Below are 20,020 nucleotides of genomic sequence, written 5' to 3' on the forward strand. Positions count from 1 at the left end.
ATTTACCCTGAGGGGATTGAATGAGGAGATCAAATAAGGGATTGGGCCTACTGGAATTCCATTAACCCCACATGCCAATCAGTAATATGCCGCCAAAAATAACGATGGAACAGAGAATACGCTTCTTCCCCTGCTGTTCTTTCAGTAACAAAATACCGAGGAAGGCCGCGAATACCGTCCCCACTTCCCGAAGCGGACCCAATCTCGCCATCGGCGCCTGCTGTAATGCAAACAGGAATAACAAGTACGACCCCGGATTCAGCAACGCTCCCAACATAATGGTTGATCGGTTCTTTTTCCATTCCTGACGCAGTTGGCGGGAAGCGAGCAGCGCCGGAGTTAATCCAGCCACAAAGCCGATATTTGTCACTTCAAGTAAAGACAAGGGTGAAATATGCTCCAGATTCAATTTGTCCACGAACACATAACTGGTTGTACATAAGCCAACACATAAGGCCATCAGAACCGGCTTTGATCCTGTTACCCTTGAGCCAGACTTACCGTCTCTGCTTCCCACACCACTAAGCACCGTAAATCCTACAATCATGCAGGCAATACCCATCCATCCGAACAGAGACAACGTTTCACCCAGAAAAGCAACGCCGATCAATGGCACCAACAAGGTGCTCGTTCCCCGCATAATCGGATAAATCTGCGACAAATCTCCCAATTCGTAGGTCTGCGATAGCAGCCAGGAATACAAGGCTTGCAGCGCCATCGATAACACAAGTAGTGCATAGGCTGGCATGGATAAAGGTTCACGCACCAACTCTACGATAAGCACAGGCAGGAGAATCACGGTCGGAATCATCATGATGGACCATAAAAACACGCTTTTGTTTAAACTGCGTTTGGTGAACATGCTCCAGACCGCGTGAGCCATCCCGGAAGCGAGCACTAGAACTATAGGTAAAATCATAATCAAAACGTTCCTCTCTAATCCCTTGCTCTTCTATATTTTCTATTGTGCCGAAGTGTTCTCAGGTTGATGTTCTGGCTGTTCCCTCACAACAGAGCCGTCCTCCAAGCGAAGCCAGGTATCGAAGCTGCGTTGTCCCGCCTGCAAATGAATGACCCGACCTCCGCGCAGCATGCCTTCCCTCCCATATGTACTGTGTCCACTCGAACGCCCGTAGCAAAGACGAATACCATGGTACGTCCCCTGAAAATCATTCACATGATCATGTCCGCAAAAGGTCCCCATCACATCGCCCATCTCCAGCAGTGCAGAGAACAGACCCGAGTTCACTTGGGCAGAGCAGACAGGTTCGTACTTGCTGCCGTAACAGATCTGCGTGTCCCACATGGACTGATATTCAGGAATCGGGATATGGAAAAACGCCAAGGCTGGGAGCTTATCCCCGCGGCTGCGGCCGGGATTGACGCGTGTGGATTCAGACATCAGCCATTGGATCTGATTGGGCTGAATCCAGCCATAACCCGGAATCGACTCGATCTGGGAATAGTTCCCCGAATCGAGTAAATACAACACGGCCGCCGGACGGCCATCCGCACCGGCAATCTCCAGTGTGTAATTGCCCAAGCCGGCAATCTCACGCGGCCCACGTTCCGTCACGGTATGTGCATGCTGCTGAATCACATCCATTAATCCATGGGGGTAATCCGATTCTCTGTATCATGATTGCCGTACACAAAAGCCCACGGAATACCACGTTCTTCCACGACCGACACGGCATCCCGGAATGCCTGCTCCGGATGTTCGCATTCCTTTTTGCCAGGATCAACCGGTCCCGTGTAGATGACATCGCCTGTAAATACAACCAGATCGGGTTGTTCCACTTCAATTATCGTTCTCATTAATTGCCGGGTCCGAAGATCTTCAGGCCGCCCGTCCTTCCAGTGCAGATCTGTAAATTGTACGATTTTAAAAGTTCCATTTTCTTGAAAAGCAAGCTGACGTTTCACCCTTTTTCCTCCCTGATGATCCATGTACTATAGACCAAAATATATAATGTTGTTTGTTGTGGTTTTACGTTGTTTTATATGATCTTATCGTCACATCATATTACTGTCAATACATATTAAGAACAGAATCCAAACCTTATTTATACCTCGATTACCATTTCAAAATTGACAAGGACTGCTCACCAACTTAAACTATTAAAACAACAACAATCCACACTATCTCACAACTCTAAAATATATAGAACTTAGATTGAAACTTCAGGAGGCACAACCCATGTCTTTAACGTATGAAGAACGCAGACACACCATTCTTATCCAGCTTGCTACGCAGGGTAAGGTTCAGGTACAGGTTCTGGCGGATCTGTTTCAGGTATCTACGGAAACGATCCGGCGGGATTTGGATCGACTCGAAAAGGAAGGCGAATTGCGCAAAGTTTACGGAGGCGCTGTACGTGTGCGCTCGGGAATGACCGAAGCCCCTTTTCAAAAGCGTGCGCAGCTTCTACTGAACGAAAAGCAGGCCATTGGCGTGGCAGCCGCCGCTCTGATTGAGGATGGAGAGACCGTAATGCTGGACAATGGCACAACAACACTGGAGATCATGCGGCAGTTGCGACATCGTTCTCAGGTGACCGTCATTACCAACTCCGTTCCCATTCTCACCTGTGCACTAGAGGAATTTGCAGGCAAAATCATTTTCGCCGGAGGAGAAGTCACCCCGGTCGTACAAGCCTCTACCGGACCTATTGCTCATGAATTGCTGAGTCGATTCAAAGTCAACAAGGCATTCATCTCAGCAGGCGGCGTTTCGTTAACGGATGGCATCACAGATTATGTGCTGAATGAGGCACTCATCTCCCGCAAAATGATGGAGCGTGCCGAGGAAGCCATTTTGGTCGCTGATCATACCAAGTTTGGACGCTCCACCTTCGCCCAGATTGCACCGCTGGAACAAATATCCATGGTAATCACAGATCCCGGATGCCCTGAAGAATGGGTAGAGGCTCTTCATCAAATGGAAATTGAAATGGTTCACAGCATTTGACAATGTTAGCTATTTTCTATATTTTAGAAGTATAATGATCGTTCTATCTTATTCTGGAAGGAGGTCTTATTCCTTATGAGCAGCAAAAAGGAAACGCTGTTGAACGTGGCGGAGGAATTGTTCTACCTTCACGGATTCCACTCCATTGGCTTGAAGCGAATTATCACAGATGCCGGGATTGCCATCATGACGTTATATAATCACTTCGAATCCAAGAATGATCTCATTGTAGAAGTACTACGACGGCGTGAACAGCGCTATCTGGAACAACTGCGGCAGTATGCCGACAACAAAGCGCAGCCTGTATTGCTCAATCTGGCGGAAGGCCATGCACGCTGGTTGATGGAACATGAGTCAAGAGGATGTTTGTTTTTGCGTGCCAAGGAGGAATTTGGCGGAGATACAAATAACATCATTGTACAAACCGTTAATGCGCACAAGAAACATGTGATGACCCTGATTAAAAATCTTGATCCTGCCGCAAGCGACCGTGCAGTGTTACAATTTATCCTGCTGTTGGAGGGTTCCACCGCGCTCGCTGAGACAGAAAATGTAAATAATGTGTGTCGGGAACTCGTTCACATGACGCAGAATAGTTTCAAATAGTCCCACACTGGGTGAGTTAGTATTTCAACTCACTTTTTTATTTCAAAGAAAATATAATGATCGTTCTATCTAAAAGGCGGTGGATTTGATGAAGAAAATTATTTTCCCAGGGATTGCACTTATTGCTGTATGTTATGCATTCGGGAGATTCAGCTATGGGCTGTTTATGCCGGAAATTTCGGAAGCACTGCAACTGGACGATGCCCAGTCCGGAGCAATCAATTCCGCAACCTACATTGCATACTGCCTATCCTTGCTTAGTGCTCCTCTCCTTATTAATCGCATGGGGCACTATCATGTCATTCAAATGGCGGGTGTTAGCGCTGTGCTCGGTTTACTGGGCATTGCCTTGTCTCCAAACGCGTTTGTTCTCACAATAGGCGTATTTCTCGCCGGATTAAGTACAGGCTTGGCCTCCCCTGCATTGGGTAACACCGTCTACGCTGAGCTTGCGCCTGAGCAGCAAGCCAGAGGAAACAGCTGGATTAACACAGGTACCAGCTTTGGCATCATCGTATCCGGTCCAATCTACTGGCTGTTCACCGAATATTGGCGGTTAACCTACATCTTCTTCGCTGTTCTCGGTGTTGTGGTGGTGGTGTGGAATAGACGTGTTCTTTCCACACGCAAAACGGAGCCTTGTACCCAGTCGCTCTGGGCTTGCATGAAGCCAACCAAACCGGGTATGGCTCTGCTCATGGCTTCCCTTCTGACAGGCATCAGTTCTGCGATCTATTGGACCTTTGCCCGAAACTTCCTTACAGACGAAAAGGGGCCTCCGATTCGGAAGCCGTACTGTTCTGGATTGTGATGGGGATTATGGGGATTCTCGGCGGGTGTGCTGGCCGTATTATTGAGCGCATTGGGATTGGATGGGCCTATCGAATAGGCCTTCTGCTCTTGTCTGTTTCACTTGGCATTATCCTTCTTCCATCGATGGCCGCCAGCCTTGTCTCAGCTGTTATGTTTGGCAGTACCTATATTTTTCTGACCAGTGTATTCATTGTATGGGCAACCAGGCTATTTCATCCAAATACGTCCATCGGGATCAGCCTTGCTTTTCTCGCGCTCGGTGCGGGTCAGTTCCTTGGTTCATCGATGGCGGGCTATACCATTGAAATGTTCTCCAATACCACTGCCTTTCTGGCCTTTGCCGTACTGGGTCTGTTCGGGTTACTCATTCGGGTGAAGCACCCTGTGTCTTAATTTGTACAAACCAACAAGCTATACATCCGCTGCGCATCTGAAACCGATATGCCCAGTAGATGTATCAGGCGTGTTGGGGATTCTCGCCGCCACTCTATAGCGATTGCAGTAGGAACGATGGCATAGGAAGGAACCGCCTTTTAACACCTTGCGTTCTTCATTGGGAGATAGTACCGTGTTAACGACTGTAGACTTCTCATGATCCGTTACGTAGTTGTCTGCGCACCACTCCCACACATTGCCTGACATATTGTACAGTCCGTATGCATTCGGAGGGAATGATTGGGTTGGAGCGGTGCCTGCATAACCATCGGCTGCATTATTTTTCGTTGGAAATACCCCTGCCAGATGTTGCAATAGTGTTGTCCATTCGGCCTTAACGTATCGCCCCAAGGATATTTCTTCTGAATCAGGCCACCCCGTGCTGCGTATTCCCATTCCGCTTCTGTGGGCAGACGTTTACCCGCCCAGCGGCAATAAGCATTGGCATCATTCCAGGAGATATGAATAACCGGGTGATCAGCGCGATCGCTTACATTAGAATCGGGTCCTTCGGGATGAGCCCAGTCAGCACCTTCAACTACCCACCACCAGGGTGTCTGTTGTACCACATTTCGAACTTGAGTCGCCGTTTGCGGAGATACGAACAGATGAAAAACAAAAGACCAGCCAAACCGTTCTGCCTGAGTCCGATACCCTGTCTTACGTACAAACTGTGCAAACTCCGCGTTGGTTACCGTACAGGAATCCAGATAAAAGGAGTTCACCTGAACTTCCCTGACGGGACCTTCCCCGTCTGCGGCAAAAGCTTCGGGGTCATTCGTGCCCATCAGAAAACGTCCACCTTCAATACGAATACTTTCTTTCTCCTCTGTCCTATCGGTTAGAGCTATCGTGAAATCGGCTGTAGAGCTGGTATAACTGGATGGCTTGTCCCCAACAGCCTCTAACGATGCAGCCGTTTCCTCTGACAGGCTCTTTTCATCCAGCTTGCCGCCCCGGCTTGCAGCGCAGCAGCAAGAAGAAGGTTTCTTTGGCAGCTGATCATGCATCTCAAGCATCCCCTTTTATGGTTAGGTTTAAGACTCGTTCTCCCCATTGTACACGGCAGGGCAAATATTCGGATACGGTGGTGTTGTCAATACCTTTGACGATATGGTCTGATGATTTCCTCACTCCACACCTGTACTTCGATATAACGCTCCGGTCCGAGATCACCCTGTCGATTCCATTCCTGAGGCCAGCCGTAGGATTGGATAAGGTCCAGAATTTCATCTTTCGTGTATATCTGTTTACGGTAAGGTTTATCGTCCATATAACGCATCGTTGGAAACAAATCGCCATAGGTGAAACTTACGGAATCAGCAGGAAGATCCTCCCATAAAATCGTGACCCATTCCGGTTCGGTATACCATGATTCCAACCACGCGCATGCACCCAGTGTCATATAGTGAGGATAATGGTTGGCCGGATACCCACCTTTGGTGATAAACTGCTCGTACGCTTTCTTCTCAAGTTCTCTTCGAATCATCATGTAATCTGCCGATCGCTGACTGGCAAAATTCCGGCCTTTCCGCCGGATACGCTGCGCAACAGCTTCTGCATCCTGTTCGGACAGACTGGAGAGATTACGGAATGGTCCAACATTTTTTTCAAAATAATGATACGCGTTCAGGTCTGACATATGGATCCCGCCTCCATTTACATCTTTTCGTCCCCCGTTTTCGTTAGACATAGTGTACATCATGCCAACATGTATGGAAATCATATTGCTGATTCCCAGATTTGCTTGGTTACTGAAGTCAGAAGAAATTAAAAGTTATGGACTTTTCGGTCCGTAACGTTATATACTATGTTTTGGAGGTGCATTACATATGGTTCGACCGCGTAATTTCGATGAAACCGATGTTCTGAGAAGAGCGATGACCCTATTTTGGAGCAAAGGGTATGAAGCAGCCTCCCTAAGTGATTTGCTTAGTGCAACAGGCCTCAGTAAAAGCAGTCTGTATGAGACTTTTGGCAACAAACATGATCTCTTTCTTCGAGCATTCCAGTTATACCGGACTGAACGTATGGAAGGCTTAATTGACTGCTTGAGCGACGCGAACGTTTATCGAGGAATTGAATCTGCTTTTCGTGCCCTCCTTGACGGCGCCAATTCGTTGGGCTGCATGACATCCAATGAAGCGATCGAATTAGCCCCTCATGACCACGAGCTTCAGAAGATGGTTGAAAGCGATTTTGACGATGTTGAGCTTGCTTTTCTGAGTGCCATCGAAAGAGGAAAGAGCAATGGAACACTGCATACCCAGATGGATTCCTTAAAACTTGCGCGTTTTATCACCGTCTCCCTGCAAGGAATTAACGTTATGGTACGCGCACAATCCAAGCGAGAAAGAATCGAGGATTCAATTCTCGTCATATTAGAAAATTTGAAATAACTCGAGCGAACTGCTCGCTTTCTTTATAGTCATTATGGACCGAATGGTCCTTTATGAACATAAGAGCGAGTATTTTTTTATCTATTACGGACCGAAAGGTCCATTAATGGAATATCTATATACAAGAAAGAGGAATGATCCTATGAACCCAAAATACGAATCCCTGTTCACTTCGTTTCAACTGCCTTCCGGTGTGCAATTCATGAACCGGATGCTGATGGCCCCGATGACGATAATTGCATCTGGAGCGAATGGAGAAGTAACGGATGAAGAATTGGCTTATTATCGTGCTCGGTCTTATGGAGTAGGCGCAATTATTACAGCCAGCGCACTAGTGTCGCCAAACGGGAAGCTTACAGAAAACGGATTTGGTATCGATAACGATGCATTGATTCCTGGTTTGAAAAAACTGGCGGCTGTCATTCAGGAAAATGGAACTCGAGGCATTGTTCAGATTTATCATGGCGGAAGATTAAGCAATCCAGGTCTGGTCCCGGCGCTAATGGATTCCTGCTCCAGCAATTTTTCTCCCCACTCTAACCGAAGAGAAGACCAATGGGGAGGAACGTTGGATAAGCAAATGACCTTCTCTCTGGAAGTCATAAAACGGGTTCAAGAAACGGTAGTTACTTACGCCACATCACCGTTTGCCGTTGGATATCGAATTTCACCGGAGGAAATTGAAAACCCGGGTATCACCATGGAAGACACACTTCATTTTGTTGGCGTTTTGGCAGAACAGAATTTGGATTATATTCACGTTTCCCTGGATCGCTTCTGGGCTGGCCTAAGAAGAGATGGTAGTGCAACTAATTCCAGAATCATTATGATCCAGGAACGAGTGGGCGACCGCGTGCCTGTAATTGGTGTTGGTGGACTGTCGACACCGGATGATGTCGTTCAAGCATTGGAGAGTGGCGTTCCTTTGGTCGCGCTCGGTCATGCCATGATTTTGAACCCGGATTGGATCGCCTTGGTACAAAGTGGACGGGAAAAGGAAATAAAAATGACAATCTCCCGTTCCTCGCAAAAAGAGCTAGCGATCCCTGATGGTTTGTGGGCAATGATCACCAACATCCCGGGCTGGTTCCAAGTCATCGATTAAACAGTGCTGAAAGCATTCAGCGAAGGTTGAATGAAAACATATGATGCGGTGGTGAACATGGAAATGATTTCTGAAAAACAGATTTATGAAGTGCCTCATGGCGAAGTGGCCGGTTTGCCTGGTTTCACTCATGGCTATGCCGACGATAATGAAACGCGTGTACATTATGTTGCTGGAGGTCAGGGACCCGCCATTGTGTTGATTCACGGTTGACCGTTTACCTGGGCCGTATGGCGCAAAATAATGCCTCTGCTGGCTGAAGCAGGCTACACAGTCATCGCTCCTGATCAGCGAGGAATCGGAGATTCCGCCAAGCCGGATCATGGTTATGAGAAAACGAATAGCGCGAAGGATATCCATGAGCTTGTCAGTCAAATGGGGTTGGATCAAATTCATTTAGTTGGAACCGACATTGGAGCAATGACCGCTTATGCGTTTGCAGTCTCATATCCGGAGTGTGTACAGCGGCTCGTTTTATCCGAATCCGTTCTGCCGGGCTTTGGGCTGGAAGAGTTGATGGATGTAGCCAAAGGTGGCTCCTGGCATTTCGGATTTCACATGCAAGTTGATCTGGCCGATAGATTAACCCGTGGCAAAGAAGCCGAATATCTGGAATCCTTTTGGCGTCATATGTCTCCTCTCCATCCACTTGAGCAAACGTTAAAAGACGAGCTACTCAGCAAATATCAATTATCTGGAGCAATGCGTGCCAGTTTTATGCACTACGAGTCTTTACTGCGAGATGGGGAAATTAACCGGCAGCGCACCACACAGAAATTAAACATGCCACTTCTTGTCTTAAACGGTTCTCACGGCCTACCGCAAGCACCATTACTTCAAGCTGCGCACGAAAGAGCAACTCTGGTACAACAGGCTATTCTGCAGAATGCCAGACATACGCTCGCCGAAGATAACCCACAGGAACTGGCTTTGATTTTAAAAGATTTTTTCGTCTAACTCAGGTAAACGGGAGAAACCGGCTCGAATAAACAGCAGCAGTCTAGGATTTTTCGGTCCATGACTGCTGCTGTTTTTCTATAAGACAATCCGTCTAATATCTTGTTTCACGAATTCTGACGGTTGTATAATTTTAAGCTGCTTAGATCGCCTGTTGTCCTGCTTATATATCCTATTAAGTACTCATCGAGTATAATTAAGCCATGTATTACCATTTATAAATTTTGAATAGTATTTTATTTATAAAGAGAAGAATTACATGGTTAGCTGAGATACTAAAGGAGGGCTTTATTATGTTAGGCATTAAGGTACAGCAATTAGAGAATCAACTAATCATCCGTTGGCAGCTTTCCAAAATAGAAATTCCCATCTCAGATATTAGAGCGGTTACCCTTGATGATACATATGGTGGAAGTGAATCTTCAGCCGTTCGAATCGGCGCAGCGTATGGTGCTTCGGAAACAATTCTAATCCGCACAACCAATCAATCCTACATTCTTTTTACTTCCAATGAGGCTTTATTTCCGAAGATTAATTCGATGCTTACTCATAACTCTTCAGAGTGAAAAATTTAGTTCGTGGCAAGAACAATTCTAACTGCAAATAAAATACCTGATCAGACTCGAATGTCCATAAATATTAAAATGACGGTTACTTTTTTTAGCGGGTATATTCCAGTCTAAAGACTCAAGTGAACACTATTCGCCCCAATGTCCACTAGCCTGTGGTTTAACCGATCACAGAGACGTTATTTTGTCATTTTAAAATTCCATGGCAGCTTTGTAACTGAATAATTCGTTAAACTTTGCACTCCACGAAATCCGCCCTTTAAGGCTTTGTCGATTTCTTCAGACTTTAACCCCAGAGTTAAACAACTTTCCTGAAGAGCTCTTTCTATTGATTATCTTCAATAACTTCAATTCTTTGAGTATTTGTTTTAATAGTGTAGTTACTAGACTTACCGCTCTTAGTTATAGTAAATTCGGCAACAGCAGATATTTCATAGCTGCCTGGCTCCTTAATCTTATAATTGAATTCCTCGGGAATGGTGGTTTTTCTTGAAATTTCACGAATTATGCCTGCATCAGAGACAAACGAAGAATTAATTTGTCGTCCACTGCTATCTTTGACAAAAAATGTGAACACCTTCTCCCTGCTAGCTATTTGCAGTTTTTGCTTGGACTTCACATCAAAATTACCTATGGCAGTAAACATTTCATTGACCCTTACTTTTTTTGGAGCAGAGATATTGACCGAGAAAGAGAGTCTTCTTGCTTCTCCAATTTGGGTAATCCCTCCCATCCATTAATCATAGCTTTATCTTCTTTTAGTGATTGACATCCAAACAAACTTAGGCAAACAAACAAAGCTATAAACATTTTCAAGCTAACTCACCTCCCTTTTAGAACAGACGTAGATAATTCATAAATTGTTTCATGATCGAAGATTATTTCGAATAAAAAAATCATAAAAAGGGATTTAATTCAAATAAATCACTGAAAATAACCACAAATATATCATTTAATTGTATAATATTCCATAAAAAACGAAGTGAAAGGGGGTATTTTCAACTTATTACACCTTCGTCTTTAATTTTGTTGAAAAGCTTTAATACAAAAAAGAAAGGACTGCTAAAATGAAAATCAGAAAATTAATAGGTTTGGTTACTCTAGTTTCTTCTGTTCTACTAAGCCTCAATATGGGTGGAATTTCAAGTGCAGAAGAAAATAATGAGTATAGCTGGAAAACATTAACTGGTTCTATCTGGGACATTGCAGAAATCACACAGAAAAACAATCTGAATGAAACTCCATATCCCTTGCAAATGTTCGAATCTCAGGAAAAGCTCCAAACTACATCCCTTTTAAAAAATTATGTGGAGAAAAACAGAATTAAGTATGATATCCCTATAATTAAAAAATTAATAGAAAACGAGCCCACAAAGTTCTCGGGACATTATTACTCTGAAGACAAGGGAACAGTGGTAGTGCAGATTACCCAAGATATCGAACAATTAAAAACAAAGGTTCTAAACTCGGTTAAAAATAGCGATAAAATTGAATTTCAAGTCACAAAATTTTCTTGGGAAGATATTGAGAATGCAAAGAAAACCATTAGAGAAAATGTTAAGCCCGGTACCGTTCGCGCGCTTATTCCCGATGTACAAAACAATAAACTAATCATCGCGATGGATGAAGAATCCAGTCTAAGCGAAGAATCAGTCGCTAATCTTGTTACACATTCAGATATGCTTGAATTCACAACTCTACCAGCTTCTTCACTTAAGGTTGAAACTGATAATACTAATTACGGTTCCCAGTTTCCCATGGGATCTAAAATAGGAGGAAATTATGAAAAGGTAAGCGGAGATAATTATCAACTCTCGGTATGTACGGCTGGGTACTTTGGAGTAAATCAAAATAACCGAGAGGTACTAGTGACATCTGGACATTGCCAACCAACAGGCACAGTAAATGCTTGGTACCAACCCACTTGGAGCTATTCAACTATTGGAAATTTCACATTTCGAACAACATCTTCAGGGGATGGTTCAAATGCTTCCTCGGATGCTGGATATATAACATTAAACTCTGATTATTCAGGACGTCCAAGAGTTCCATACCCATCCACTTCAAATATGGCTATGGTTACCGGCGTATATGTTAGTGATACCCCTGGGGATACAGTGTATTTAAGAGGAGCGAATAGCGGTTCTACCACTTCAGGAAAAATTGCTTATTCAAACGTTGATATTTATTGGGGAGGAGCTGGGTACGGCTACAAACATAATGAAGTACTTGCAACAGGATATACTTCAATAGGAGGTGACAGTGGCGGCCCCATTTTGACTAACTATGCCTATGACAATTCTCTGCAGGGATGGACATTCGACTTGGCTGGTACTCATACTGGCGTTGTAACACTAACTAGTGATCAAAGCCCTATTCCTCCTGGAACTTATAAAGTGTATGAGCCTATCTGGACTACTTACAGTGATTTAAATCTATCAGGTATAACAATTATTGCCAAATAAAAGAAGTGTAACATACGGCCCAAGTTCTGCTCAGAGAACTCGGGCTGTATGTCTTCTAAACCCGAAGGATATGATCTTTTCATCGTAGCCGAAATAGAAATATTGTCTTTGGCAGTTAACAACTAAAAAAACGCCCGAATCATCCACCTCACTTGGATAGATTTTCGGACGCCCTTGCCATAAATAATTCATCAGTCCCCAGTAAACGTGAGTACTTTCTTCTTATCCAACAACCCCGGAGCGTTCAATACTCTCCACGAAATAACGCTGTACAAACAAATACAAAATAATGAGCGGTGCAATCGCCAGCAGAATGCCTGTATCCACGATCATGGCAACATAGTTCGGATCTGCCTTCATGCCCGAGTTAGAACCAAAACCCATCAATTGGGGAATCAACTGGTTAGCTTGAGCAGGCAATGATGCCACCTTCAGTGAGATGAGTGGACTTTCACTCATGAATAGCGCCGAGTAGAATGTATCGTTGTACTGCCAGACAAAAGAGAACAGAATGACCGTAATCAGCGGTGAAATGGCATTCGGCAGCATAATTCGGGCAAAGGTCCGAAACCCACCTGCTCCATCGATCAGCGCAGCTTCTTCAATTTCCTTGGGCATACCCTTGAAGAATTGCCGGAAAATATAAATGAACAGCCCTGCCTTCAGCCCGCCTGCCGTAGCCGCGGTAATCATGGACGGCCAGTATGTATTCAGCAGATTAACCCCCTCTCGCCCCGTGAACAGATGAACCATCCCCAGGATGTCAAAGTTGCGGAAATGCAGATACATCGGCACCATCAGGGTGCTTGTCGGAACAAGAATGGTGAGGATGACCAACACAAACAGCACATTGCTGCCAGGAAAAGAAAAGCGGGCAAAGCCGTACCCGGCTAACGCACAGGATATGGCTGTGAGCAGCGTTGTAATCGTGACGAACAACAGCGTGTTCGCCAGCAAAGGCAAATAATCCATCACCTGTGCCGCAAGCTTGATATTATCCAACGTAAAATGCTGAGGAATCATATAGATAGTCGGATTATAGATATCCTGTTTATCCTTGAACGCAACCGAGATTTTAAGAAATAACGGATACAAAATAATAAATGAAATACCGATAACCAGTGCATATCTAAATATGGAATACAGGAGGTCCGATGTCTTGTTTCGTCCCCTCTGCATGCGGTAGTTGTCTTTCGGAACCACCACCATGCGATCCGTTCCCGATACAGCCATAGTCTCATGCCTCCTTCAACGTTCGTTAACTTTCAGTTATAATGAACCCGCCGTGACAGTAGCCATCCGACAACAACCAATACCAGACCGATGACCAGGGTGTACAGCCAGGACATGGCCGAGCTTAGGCCGAAGTTCTGGGTTTTGAACGCCGTCTGATAGATGGCCTCGGTCACCGGACTGCCTGCGAAGGAATCAATGATGGTATAGATAACATTTGTCAGGATCAATGGACTCACCATCGGAAACGTAATTTTCCAGAATGATTCATAGGCTGTTGCGCCTTCAATTTTGGCCACTTCGTACATGGAACCGGGTACCGATTGCAGCGCCGCAAGGAAAATCAGAATCTGTACGCCAGAGCTGCTGACAATATCGTAAATACGCATAATGGCTTCCACGATATAATCCACATAAGCCATGGGCAGCCCCACATCATTCAGCATTCGCACCATTGAAATGACGTTAAATGAGGCTCCCCTTCGGTAGACGATTCAATCGCACTCGCGTCCCCCATTAGATTGATCAACCCTGCGGACTCAGCAGCTGCCACCGCACTGGAGGCCAGTATGACCGGCAGGAAGAAGATGGCACGCGCCATCGTTCTGCCCTTGAAATTCTGGTTAAGCAGAGTCGCTGTAAACAGACTGAAGAATAGAATCATGGGCACATTCAGCAGCATCGCTCCAACCGAATCCACCAAGATCCGGTTAAATGTAGCATCGACTAGAATGGCATCCTTGAAGTTTTTCAATCCTACAAAATCCAGTACATATCCTCCTGGGGCAACCGACAGATTACTCAAACTGAACCGGATCGATTGCAGCAGTGGCGTAGCGAACAGGAAGATGAAACCAATCAGCCATGGTGAAATAAATGCAAGTCCAAGCAGTGCTCTCCTGGATTTCAGCGATAAACGAAGGGTTCTCATCGGTTCACTCCTTCCACTGCATAGTCCGCCCCGCCAACGGTAATTCCATCCATCGTTACCGGATCATCCGTGTAATTGATCAAGATAGATGCACCGCCACTGTAAGTGACTCGTACAACACCTTCCTGAACTCGTTCATGCTCGGTTATTAGCTGGTTCCGCAAATTCCCTAATACCTCATTTGCTTCCTTGTATAATGCAGCTGCGTCATCTACCCAATATGCATAGTCAGTGGCATATGCCGAATCATAACTGGTCAGCTTCAGCTTGGATGATGGTTCATACGTCCATTGAAACTGAGGAGCGGAGCCCAGCTCCAGACTGCGAAGCAGCTGTTTGCGCAGATCCTGATCCCTGACGTATTCATTGCGGAAGCAGCGTAATCCATATATCCATGAATGACCATTTCATAAAAAGGAACTTCCTCATCGGTAATATTAAATCGGCTGGAGCCTGAGGGAACATCCACTATATGCTGCGTATATCCCCATGCATAGGCGTTAGCGGAGGATAACATCATGTTCGGATACTCCTGCTGCAGCTTGCCCAGCTGCTCCTTCACGATGTTCTTCGCGGTCTCCCGGTGGATGACACGACGATCGCGATAATCCGAGCTCAATACCTGCCCGAGATCACGCAGCGATAATGAGCTGAGCTCCAGTTTATTGATTTTCCCGGCAAACTCGCTCACTACATACGGAAGCTTGGCGGCCGACAACAGATAATAACTGTCTTTGCTCTGATCCATCCGGTTGAGGGCAGGACTGTAGGGATACAATTCAGCTGTCTCCTTGGTGACAAATCGCGCTGCATCGGAGGAGGGAGCAAAGTTCCAATCGTCGTGATAAATACGCTGGAACGCCACATCAGGGAATAACGCTCCGCCAGACTGTTTCAGTTGTTCAGACAGATCATGCAGCTCGGACCGAGTGCCCACTTCACTGTCCAGCTTGACCTGGGTGGGTGTATGGTGACTGAAACCTCCGCCAAACCATCCCTGATACCGCATCTGCACGCGATTCACACCCTCCTGCTGCAGCTTGGCAGCCATTTCAGCCGCCTGTTCATATGTCGTCATTGCCAATGTGGTGCGATAAGGTACACCCAGGAATGAAGCTTTTTTGTCCACTGCACCTAACACATCCACGTAAAAAGGCAATGCCGATTCGTCTTCCAGCGGTTTCAGTACGTTCTGCCCCACCAATTGCTGCTGATACAAGCGGGCCATGCCGGAATAGCTGGCATCCTTGCCGTTGAGGAAATGGTATCGCACCTGAATATCCCCACGGTATGGTTCCTCGCTCAATAGCTGAATCTCCTGCATCTTTTGCGAGGTATACATCTCCAGCTCATCCTCACCCCGCAGGGAGAATGTGCCGTATACGTGGTTGTAGCTATTTTGCCTGCCTCCAATATCCGCAGAGATACTGGCCATGCCGTCCCCTTTTCAATCACGGCAAACCAGGCATGTTCACCGTTCTTCAAACCAAAGACAGGCATATGAACAGATTCACTGACCTGCGGGCGGCTAAGTGAATTGTCGTTCGGATCTGCACCGTACACACGCTGTACGTACTGCTCCTCCTTGACCTTTCCGTTATTCAGATGGATCAGACTGCCTGAACCGTCAGGTACAAACATATAACCTTCACCTTTCGTATCCGCGGCACCAAAGTAAGCGAGCAGATCGATATTACGAATGCGGTATTGTCCGTTCTCTTTCACCTGACTTAGCGGCACGGTTACAACCAGCGAGCCTTGATCCAGCCGATATTCCACCGGAATGACGAAGCTCGGCTTATCCGATGTGCCCCCGCCTTCAACCCCATTTTCCTTATTGTCAAAAGCAAGATCGTCTGCGGTGTACCCCGCCGCCTCAAAGGCATCCAGCATCTTGTTCAGTACAAGCTGCTTTGAGATCTGTCCATCCAACCGTTCCAGCACATCCGGGTTGGTTTTGGTTGGATAATAACGAGCAGATGTATATCTTGCCACTGTGGCATCCAGTTTCGAAAGAACCTTTTCCTCCAGACGCTGTTTGCTGATCAGTTTGGGCAGGGCATCAATGCCGAGCGAGGTATCCCCTAGCGTGTATGTAACGCGAATGCCCTGATCCACATTGACGGCTGCGAACTGTTTGTTGCTGATACTGGAGCTAAAGTTTGGAAAGTTCTCCAGTGTACCGATCGCATCCCGAAATGACACGTTCAGCTGGGAGGACAGCACTTCCTTTTCATAAGCGGAAGCCAGACCGTCCGCAGACCGTTCCTTCGGATTGCTGTACCAGATCTGCCCACTCGCTATATCACGAACGGCAATTTCCGTCGTTTCCTCGTTGTAATACAGCGCCAGTTCCTGATCTTCTTCGACCAGTCGCATACCCGGCACACCCTGTGAAGAATCCGTGAGGAATTGCAGTGACTCCGTCTCGGTTGATACAGCCTCTGTTGTTGCTTCAAGATAAGCCGCTGCTTCCACAGCAGGTACTCCCCTGTTATTGATATACAGCAGTCCAGCCGCAATCAGGATCACAGCAGCACCACTGGCCAGCACCGTATATATTCGTTGCCTTTTGTTCACGGATGCCGCCTCCTTTAGGTCCGAAAAATCAACTCACGATAGATGTTGTAACCGAATTCATATAACTGCTGCAACATGCTGAACACCAGTGCCCCGAGGAACACAATAATGCCCATGACAATTACTGTCAGCAGCATCGTCAGGATCGTTTTGATCACGGTGTACTGGTGTACCGTCATCGTGCCAATGAAGAGCAGCAGCAGAAACCAGAAGAACGCGATACTATTAAACAAATAATAAAAAGCCGTCTCTTCCTGTACCATAAACCGGCTGATAATAATCATCGGGATATAGATCAAAATAATCGGAATGAGTGAGTATCCTGTTGCGAGAAAAATCTCCCTGAACTTTCCTTCACCTTCCATCAGGGTGGTTACCGCCCAATTGGCTATGCACCAAAGAAAGAACGGCACTGCAACCGTTACCATCTCCCCTATGCTGTTGATTGTGCGAGGATCGATGTAATTCACAAGAAACCCCGCGTATTGTTTTTGCAAAATCATCATGATGATAGTAAGCGCCAGTGCACCAAAAGCAACGGTCAACCTGCCCCGCTGATCCGACTTGATATCCCAAAATGCATCAATGGGGTGAAAAATGAGATGCAGCGGAAACCTAATGTAATCCTGCTTCACGGTCAATCTGCCTCCTCCGTCTCCATTTAACCGCCACTCGGACCAGGATCAGCATGAAAATCAGTGCGATGGCAAGCGTCAGAAAGGTGCCGAAATGCTCCTTCATCATCTCTCGCCGATATCTTTTGAACGCGACAGAGTAACTTTTGCGATCCATACCCAGCTCGAAGTAACCCAGCGCTTCCTTGTTTTTCTTCTCCATCAGCAAGGATTTGCCAATACCGATATAGGCGATATCATAATTCGCGTTCAGCTTCAGCACTTCTTTCCAAATATGAACAGCCTCCGTATCCTCACCTTGATAATGAAGGGCAACCGCCTCATTCACGCTGGCTCCAAACCGTGTTGGCTCATAGACAACCAGATTGCTTTTCCCTCGATCCAGTACCAGTTGATGATCCCCGGATTGTTCCATGGCGACTGGTGTTTTGAGCGTTCCCACCTGATTACCTTTGCCTCCATATACGTAGAGCAGATGACCTTCATCATCGTAAGTAAACACCCGGTTTTGCGTCGCATCCAGCACACTGTACATACCGTTGCCCAGTACCTTCACATCAATCAGTTTGGACGGACCGGATTATTGCGGAATCGGATATCTCCTTTGACTTCAAAGTAACCAAATCTCTTCAGCACATCCTCGCCGGATGGATTGAGACGTTTAATCGGTTCGCTGGAACCCGGGTCGATATTGGTCGCATACACGAACCCTTTGGCGTCGATATCCACATTGGAAAACTCGGTCGGTACAAACAAAACCATCTGCGCCCGCTGGGCTTTGGTTGAGAGCATCCGCCAAATGTATTCGCCATAGTCGCGTTCCACCTTGTTCGTACCGACGTATCCGATGAATTGCCCACGCTCGTCAAACTGCATTATTCCTTCGTAGACACCCTGAGCCACCACATACACCCGGCCTACCCGATCCACCGTCAATTTCAGCGGTTGGAATTGAAAATTGGTGGCGAGGATATCAGACTCTGGCTTCGTAATGGTATGGATCAGCTGGCCTTCCGCATCCAGGACAACCACGCGGCTGTTCCCTGTATCAGCGATGTATACTCGCTCCTCTTCGTCTACGAATAATCCACCTGGAGCATTAAAACTCTCCTTGCTGCCGTCCATCATAAATCCTTCGATCACCCGCAGCAGCTTATATTTCTCGTCCAGCACAACAATTCGGCTGTTGCCACTATCCAAAATATAAATCTGCCCGGAGGCAGAGACGTTCACATCAGCGGGGTCCTTAAATTCACCAATACCCAGGTCGCTGCCCGAAATGGTTCGCTGAGGCAGGTAGGCATCCGGTGAAGGAACAGCCTCTTTCCAGTAGTTGTAGTTATAGCTCTCATACGGCGCCGGGGAGGCCGCCGCAGGCACGGCATTCACCAGCAGCAGCGATACTGCCGCCAGGAGAACAAGCCATCTTTTCACTGTGCGTGCCATATCGTTCCCCCTTATTCCTTCATGCCCGAGCTCGCCATCGTCTCAATGATGCGGCTCTGTGAGAAAATAAACAGCGTGATGGGTACACTCATCAAAATAAGCGCCACCGCAGCACCTGCCCCGGCCCGGGATATCCCGCCCTGAATGATCTGACCCGCCGCATAATGCAAGGTCTTGAGCTGTTCACTGTAAATGTATCCATTGCCATCACTGCCCCACAGCATCTGGAACAACAGAATGATCAGGGTGAGCCAGGCTGGCTTTACATTTGGCATAACAATGGACCAGAAAATCCGATATTCACTCGCACCGTCAATTTTGGCTGCTTCCAGCAATGCATCCGGGATCTGCTCCATGAACTGTTTCATCAGATACAGACCTAATGAATAGGCGAATGCCGGAATAATCACAGCCCAATATGTGTCAATCCAGCCCAACCATGACATGATCATATAGTTGGGAATAGCCGTGACAGCAGGTGTAAACATCAGGGAAAGCACAACGACCTGAAACATGAACACTTTGCCCGGAAATTTGTGCTTGGCGAGCGGGTACGCCGCTGCCGAAGCAAGCAGCACATGGCCCACGATGCCAATGCCCGTAATAAATACCGTGTTGAATATATATCGTGAGAACGGAACCCACGAGTCACTCAGCAGATTCAGCAAATCAGTGAAATTGCTGAACGTTGGATTTTTGACAAATAGTGTTGGTGGAAAAGTAAAAATCTCATCCAGCGGTTTGAATGCATTATTAATCGCATAGATCAGCGGCAGCACCATGAAAGCACCAAATACGAGCAGAAGGACAAACAGGGAGATGCTTCCTGATAAAGAGCGGTTTACCCGCCTTTTGCCTGTCGCAATTGCAGCCAT

At 46.5% G+C, this 20,020-nt stretch carries 22 protein-coding genes and 3 pseudogenes; 10 read left to right on the plus strand and 15 right to left on the minus strand.

All coding sequences use genetic code 11. The features are described 5' to 3' along the window. Positions 1-61: 61 nt before the first annotated feature. Genes ACTWJ7_RS26090 through ACTWJ7_RS26100 form a run of 3 tightly spaced genes read right to left on the minus strand, consistent with a single transcriptional unit; the run spans position 62 to position 1,926 of the window. Positions 62-919, minus strand: a complete 858-nt coding sequence (locus ACTWJ7_RS26090; protein ID WP_236642155.1) for a DMT family transporter — start codon at positions 917-919, stop codon at positions 62-64. A 42-nt stretch (positions 920-961) separates the two neighbouring features. Continuing rightward, the gene (locus tag ACTWJ7_RS26095) at positions 962-1,600 is read right to left on the minus strand and encodes a metallophosphoesterase family protein (RefSeq protein ID WP_443145994.1); all 639 of its coding nucleotides are present in this window, start codon (positions 1,598-1,600) and stop codon (positions 962-964) included. 5 nt (positions 1,601-1,605) lie between these two features. Beyond that, positions 1,606-1,926, minus strand: coding sequence for a metallophosphoesterase (locus ACTWJ7_RS26100; RefSeq protein WP_443145995.1), 321 nt, complete (start codon positions 1,924-1,926; stop codon positions 1,606-1,608). 274 nt (positions 1,927-2,200) lie between these two features. On the opposite strand from ACTWJ7_RS26100, the gene ACTWJ7_RS26105 reads away from it, so the two are divergent. The 4 genes from ACTWJ7_RS26105 (at position 2,201) to ACTWJ7_RS26120 (ending at position 4,783) form a co-directional block, all read left to right on the plus strand. Next, complete coding sequence (locus ACTWJ7_RS26105; protein ID WP_301881614.1) at positions 2,201-2,971, plus strand: DeoR/GlpR family DNA-binding transcription regulator; 771 nt, start codon at positions 2,201-2,203, stop codon at positions 2,969-2,971. Positions 2,972-3,046: 75 nt separating this feature from the next. Continuing rightward, positions 3,047-3,577, plus strand: a complete 531-nt coding sequence (locus ACTWJ7_RS26110) for a TetR/AcrR family transcriptional regulator (RefSeq protein ID WP_301881615.1) — start codon at positions 3,047-3,049, stop codon at positions 3,575-3,577. A gap of 88 nt (positions 3,578-3,665) precedes the next feature. Continuing rightward, positions 3,666-4,388 (plus strand): MFS transporter, encoded by a 723-nt coding sequence (locus ACTWJ7_RS26115; protein WP_443145996.1) that lies wholly within the window; start codon positions 3,666-3,668, stop codon positions 4,386-4,388. Positions 4,389-4,396: 8 nt separating this feature from the next. Continuing rightward, positions 4,397-4,783, plus strand: coding sequence for a hypothetical protein (locus tag ACTWJ7_RS26120; protein ID WP_443145997.1), 387 nt, complete (start codon positions 4,397-4,399; stop codon positions 4,781-4,783). A gap of 18 nt (positions 4,784-4,801) precedes the next feature. Here ACTWJ7_RS26120 and ACTWJ7_RS26125 read toward each other — a convergent pair. Both ACTWJ7_RS26125 and ACTWJ7_RS26130 read right to left on the minus strand, forming a co-directional pair. Further along, positions 4,802-5,835 (minus strand): annotated as a pseudogene (locus tag ACTWJ7_RS26125) (formylglycine-generating enzyme family protein). An 86-nt stretch (positions 5,836-5,921) separates the two neighbouring features. After that, the gene (locus ACTWJ7_RS26130; protein WP_301881619.1) at positions 5,922-6,467 is read right to left on the minus strand and encodes a hypothetical protein; all 546 of its coding nucleotides are present in this window, start codon (positions 6,465-6,467) and stop codon (positions 5,922-5,924) included. Positions 6,468-6,657: 190 nt separating this feature from the next. Between ACTWJ7_RS26130 and ACTWJ7_RS26135 the strand changes: the two genes are divergently transcribed. The 5 genes and pseudogenes from ACTWJ7_RS26135 to ACTWJ7_RS26155 all read left to right on the plus strand — a co-directional run bounded on the left by ACTWJ7_RS26135 (position 6,658) and on the right by ACTWJ7_RS26155 (position 9,852). After that, positions 6,658-7,224, plus strand: a complete 567-nt coding sequence (locus ACTWJ7_RS26135) for a TetR/AcrR family transcriptional regulator (protein WP_079346325.1) — start codon at positions 6,658-6,660, stop codon at positions 7,222-7,224. A gap of 142 nt (positions 7,225-7,366) precedes the next feature. Further along, entirely contained in the window at positions 7,367-8,329 is a 963-nt protein-coding gene (locus tag ACTWJ7_RS26140) for an oxidoreductase (RefSeq protein ID WP_443145998.1), read from the plus strand. 30 nt (positions 8,330-8,359) lie between these two features. Then, complete coding sequence (locus tag ACTWJ7_RS26145) at positions 8,360-8,542, plus strand: hypothetical protein (RefSeq protein WP_301881621.1); 183 nt, start codon at positions 8,360-8,362, stop codon at positions 8,540-8,542. Positions 8,543-8,563: 21 nt separating this feature from the next. Further along, positions 8,564-9,286 (plus strand): annotated as a pseudogene (locus ACTWJ7_RS26150) (alpha/beta fold hydrolase); the annotation flags it as partial. 293 nt (positions 9,287-9,579) lie between these two features. After that, a complete protein-coding gene (locus ACTWJ7_RS26155) occupies positions 9,580-9,852 on the plus strand; it encodes a SunI/YnzG family protein (protein ID WP_079346329.1) in 273 nt (90 codons plus the stop codon). 328 nt (positions 9,853-10,180) lie between these two features. Here ACTWJ7_RS26155 and ACTWJ7_RS26160 read toward each other — a convergent pair whose 3' ends face one another. After that, positions 10,181-10,588 (minus strand): hypothetical protein, encoded by a 408-nt coding sequence (locus ACTWJ7_RS26160; RefSeq protein ID WP_443145999.1) that lies wholly within the window; start codon positions 10,586-10,588, stop codon positions 10,181-10,183. Positions 10,589-10,922: 334 nt separating this feature from the next. Here ACTWJ7_RS26160 and ACTWJ7_RS26165 point away from each other — a divergent pair, with 334 nt between their 5' ends. Then, positions 10,923-12,320 (plus strand): hypothetical protein, encoded by a 1,398-nt coding sequence (locus ACTWJ7_RS26165; RefSeq protein WP_079346333.1) that lies wholly within the window; start codon positions 10,923-10,925, stop codon positions 12,318-12,320. A gap of 222 nt (positions 12,321-12,542) precedes the next feature. Here the strand turns inward: ACTWJ7_RS26165 and ACTWJ7_RS26170 are convergent, their stop codons facing one another. From ACTWJ7_RS26170 to ACTWJ7_RS26210, 9 genes and pseudogenes are all read right to left on the minus strand, one after another. Then, positions 12,543-13,553, minus strand: a complete 1,011-nt coding sequence (locus ACTWJ7_RS26170; RefSeq protein WP_079346335.1) for a carbohydrate ABC transporter permease — start codon at positions 13,551-13,553, stop codon at positions 12,543-12,545. A 32-nt stretch (positions 13,554-13,585) separates the two neighbouring features. Then, complete coding sequence (locus tag ACTWJ7_RS26175) at positions 13,586-13,999, minus strand: carbohydrate ABC transporter permease (protein ID WP_443146000.1); 414 nt, start codon at positions 13,997-13,999, stop codon at positions 13,586-13,588. Continuing rightward, entirely contained in the window at positions 13,993-14,484 is a 492-nt protein-coding gene (locus ACTWJ7_RS26180; protein ID WP_443146001.1) for a carbohydrate ABC transporter permease, read from the minus strand. The genes ACTWJ7_RS26175 and ACTWJ7_RS26180 overlap by 7 nt, the downstream gene beginning before the upstream one ends. Further along, positions 14,481-14,828: a DUF5696 domain-containing protein gene (locus ACTWJ7_RS26185; protein ID WP_443146424.1), complete on the minus strand. Its 348-nt coding sequence runs from the start codon at positions 14,826-14,828 to the stop codon at positions 14,481-14,483. The genes ACTWJ7_RS26180 and ACTWJ7_RS26185 overlap by 4 nt, the downstream gene beginning before the upstream one ends. Continuing rightward, positions 14,747-16,863 (minus strand): annotated as a pseudogene (locus tag ACTWJ7_RS26190) (DUF5696 domain-containing protein). Before ACTWJ7_RS26190 ends, ACTWJ7_RS26185 begins: the two are co-directional and overlap by 82 nt. Before the next feature lie 215 nt (positions 16,864-17,078). Beyond that, positions 17,079-17,699, minus strand: coding sequence for a YIP1 family protein (locus tag ACTWJ7_RS26195; protein WP_079346341.1), 621 nt, complete (start codon positions 17,697-17,699; stop codon positions 17,079-17,081). Next, positions 17,680-18,255, minus strand: coding sequence for a hypothetical protein (locus ACTWJ7_RS26200; RefSeq protein WP_443146002.1), 576 nt, complete (start codon positions 18,253-18,255; stop codon positions 17,680-17,682). Before ACTWJ7_RS26200 ends, ACTWJ7_RS26195 begins: the two co-directional genes overlap by 20 nt. A 5-nt stretch (positions 18,256-18,260) precedes the next feature. Further along, the gene (locus ACTWJ7_RS26205) at positions 18,261-19,145 is read right to left on the minus strand and encodes an NHL repeat-containing protein (protein WP_443146003.1); all 885 of its coding nucleotides are present in this window, start codon (positions 19,143-19,145) and stop codon (positions 18,261-18,263) included. A gap of 11 nt (positions 19,146-19,156) precedes the next feature. Next, positions 19,157-20,020 carry a carbohydrate ABC transporter permease gene (locus ACTWJ7_RS26210; protein ID WP_079346345.1) on the minus strand — a complete coding sequence of 288 codons (864 nt, stop codon included), beginning with the start codon at positions 20,018-20,020 and terminating at the stop codon, positions 19,157-19,159.

Origin of the sequence: Paenibacillus sp. 1A_MP2, from assembly GCF_052244825.1 — a bacterium.
Classification (GTDB): domain Bacteria; phylum Bacillota; class Bacilli; order Paenibacillales; family Paenibacillaceae; genus Paenibacillus; species Paenibacillus vandeheii.

What these genes read in the sequence shown, in the direction of transcription:
- ACTWJ7_RS26090 (WP_236642155.1), bottom strand. Translation starts at nt 919, where the DNA reads ATGATTTTACCTATAGTTCTAGTGCTCGCTTCCGGGATGGCTCACGCG.
- ACTWJ7_RS26105 (WP_301881614.1), top strand. Translation starts at nt 2,201, where the DNA reads ATGTCTTTAACGTATGAAGAACGCAGACACACCATTCTTATCCAGCTT.
- ACTWJ7_RS26110 (WP_301881615.1), top strand. Translation starts at nt 3,047, where the DNA reads ATGAGCAGCAAAAAGGAAACGCTGTTGAACGTGGCGGAGGAATTGTTC.
- ACTWJ7_RS26115 (WP_443145996.1), top strand. Translation starts at nt 3,666, where the DNA reads ATGAAGAAAATTATTTTCCCAGGGATTGCACTTATTGCTGTATGTTAT.
- ACTWJ7_RS26120 (WP_443145997.1), top strand. Translation starts at nt 4,397, where the DNA reads ATGGGGATTCTCGGCGGGTGTGCTGGCCGTATTATTGAGCGCATTGGG.
- ACTWJ7_RS26130 (WP_301881619.1), bottom strand. Translation starts at nt 6,467, where the DNA reads ATGTCAGACCTGAACGCGTATCATTATTTTGAAAAAAATGTTGGACCA.
- ACTWJ7_RS26135 (WP_079346325.1), top strand. Translation starts at nt 6,658, where the DNA reads ATGGTTCGACCGCGTAATTTCGATGAAACCGATGTTCTGAGAAGAGCG.
- ACTWJ7_RS26140 (WP_443145998.1), top strand. Translation starts at nt 7,367, where the DNA reads ATGAACCCAAAATACGAATCCCTGTTCACTTCGTTTCAACTGCCTTCC.
- ACTWJ7_RS26145 (WP_301881621.1), top strand. Translation starts at nt 8,360, where the DNA reads ATGAAAACATATGATGCGGTGGTGAACATGGAAATGATTTCTGAAAAA.
- ACTWJ7_RS26155 (WP_079346329.1), top strand. Translation starts at nt 9,580, where the DNA reads ATGTTAGGCATTAAGGTACAGCAATTAGAGAATCAACTAATCATCCGT.
- ACTWJ7_RS26160 (WP_443145999.1), bottom strand. Translation starts at nt 10,588, where the DNA reads ATGGGAGGGATTACCCAAATTGGAGAAGCAAGAAGACTCTCTTTCTCG.
- ACTWJ7_RS26165 (WP_079346333.1), top strand. Translation starts at nt 10,923, where the DNA reads ATGAAAATCAGAAAATTAATAGGTTTGGTTACTCTAGTTTCTTCTGTT.
- ACTWJ7_RS26170 (WP_079346335.1), bottom strand. Translation starts at nt 13,553, where the DNA reads ATGGCTGTATCGGGAACGGATCGCATGGTGGTGGTTCCGAAAGACAAC.
- ACTWJ7_RS26175 (WP_443146000.1), bottom strand. Translation starts at nt 13,999, where the DNA reads ATGCTGAATGATGTGGGGCTGCCCATGGCTTATGTGGATTATATCGTG.
- ACTWJ7_RS26180 (WP_443146001.1), bottom strand. Translation starts at nt 14,484, where the DNA reads ATGAGAACCCTTCGTTTATCGCTGAAATCCAGGAGAGCACTGCTTGGA.
- ACTWJ7_RS26205 (WP_443146003.1), bottom strand. Translation starts at nt 19,145, where the DNA reads ATGGCACGCACAGTGAAAAGATGGCTTGTTCTCCTGGCGGCAGTATCG.
- ACTWJ7_RS26210 (WP_079346345.1), bottom strand. Translation starts at nt 20,020, where the DNA reads ATGGCTGCAATTGCGACAGGCAAAAGGCGGGTAAACCGCTCTTTATCA.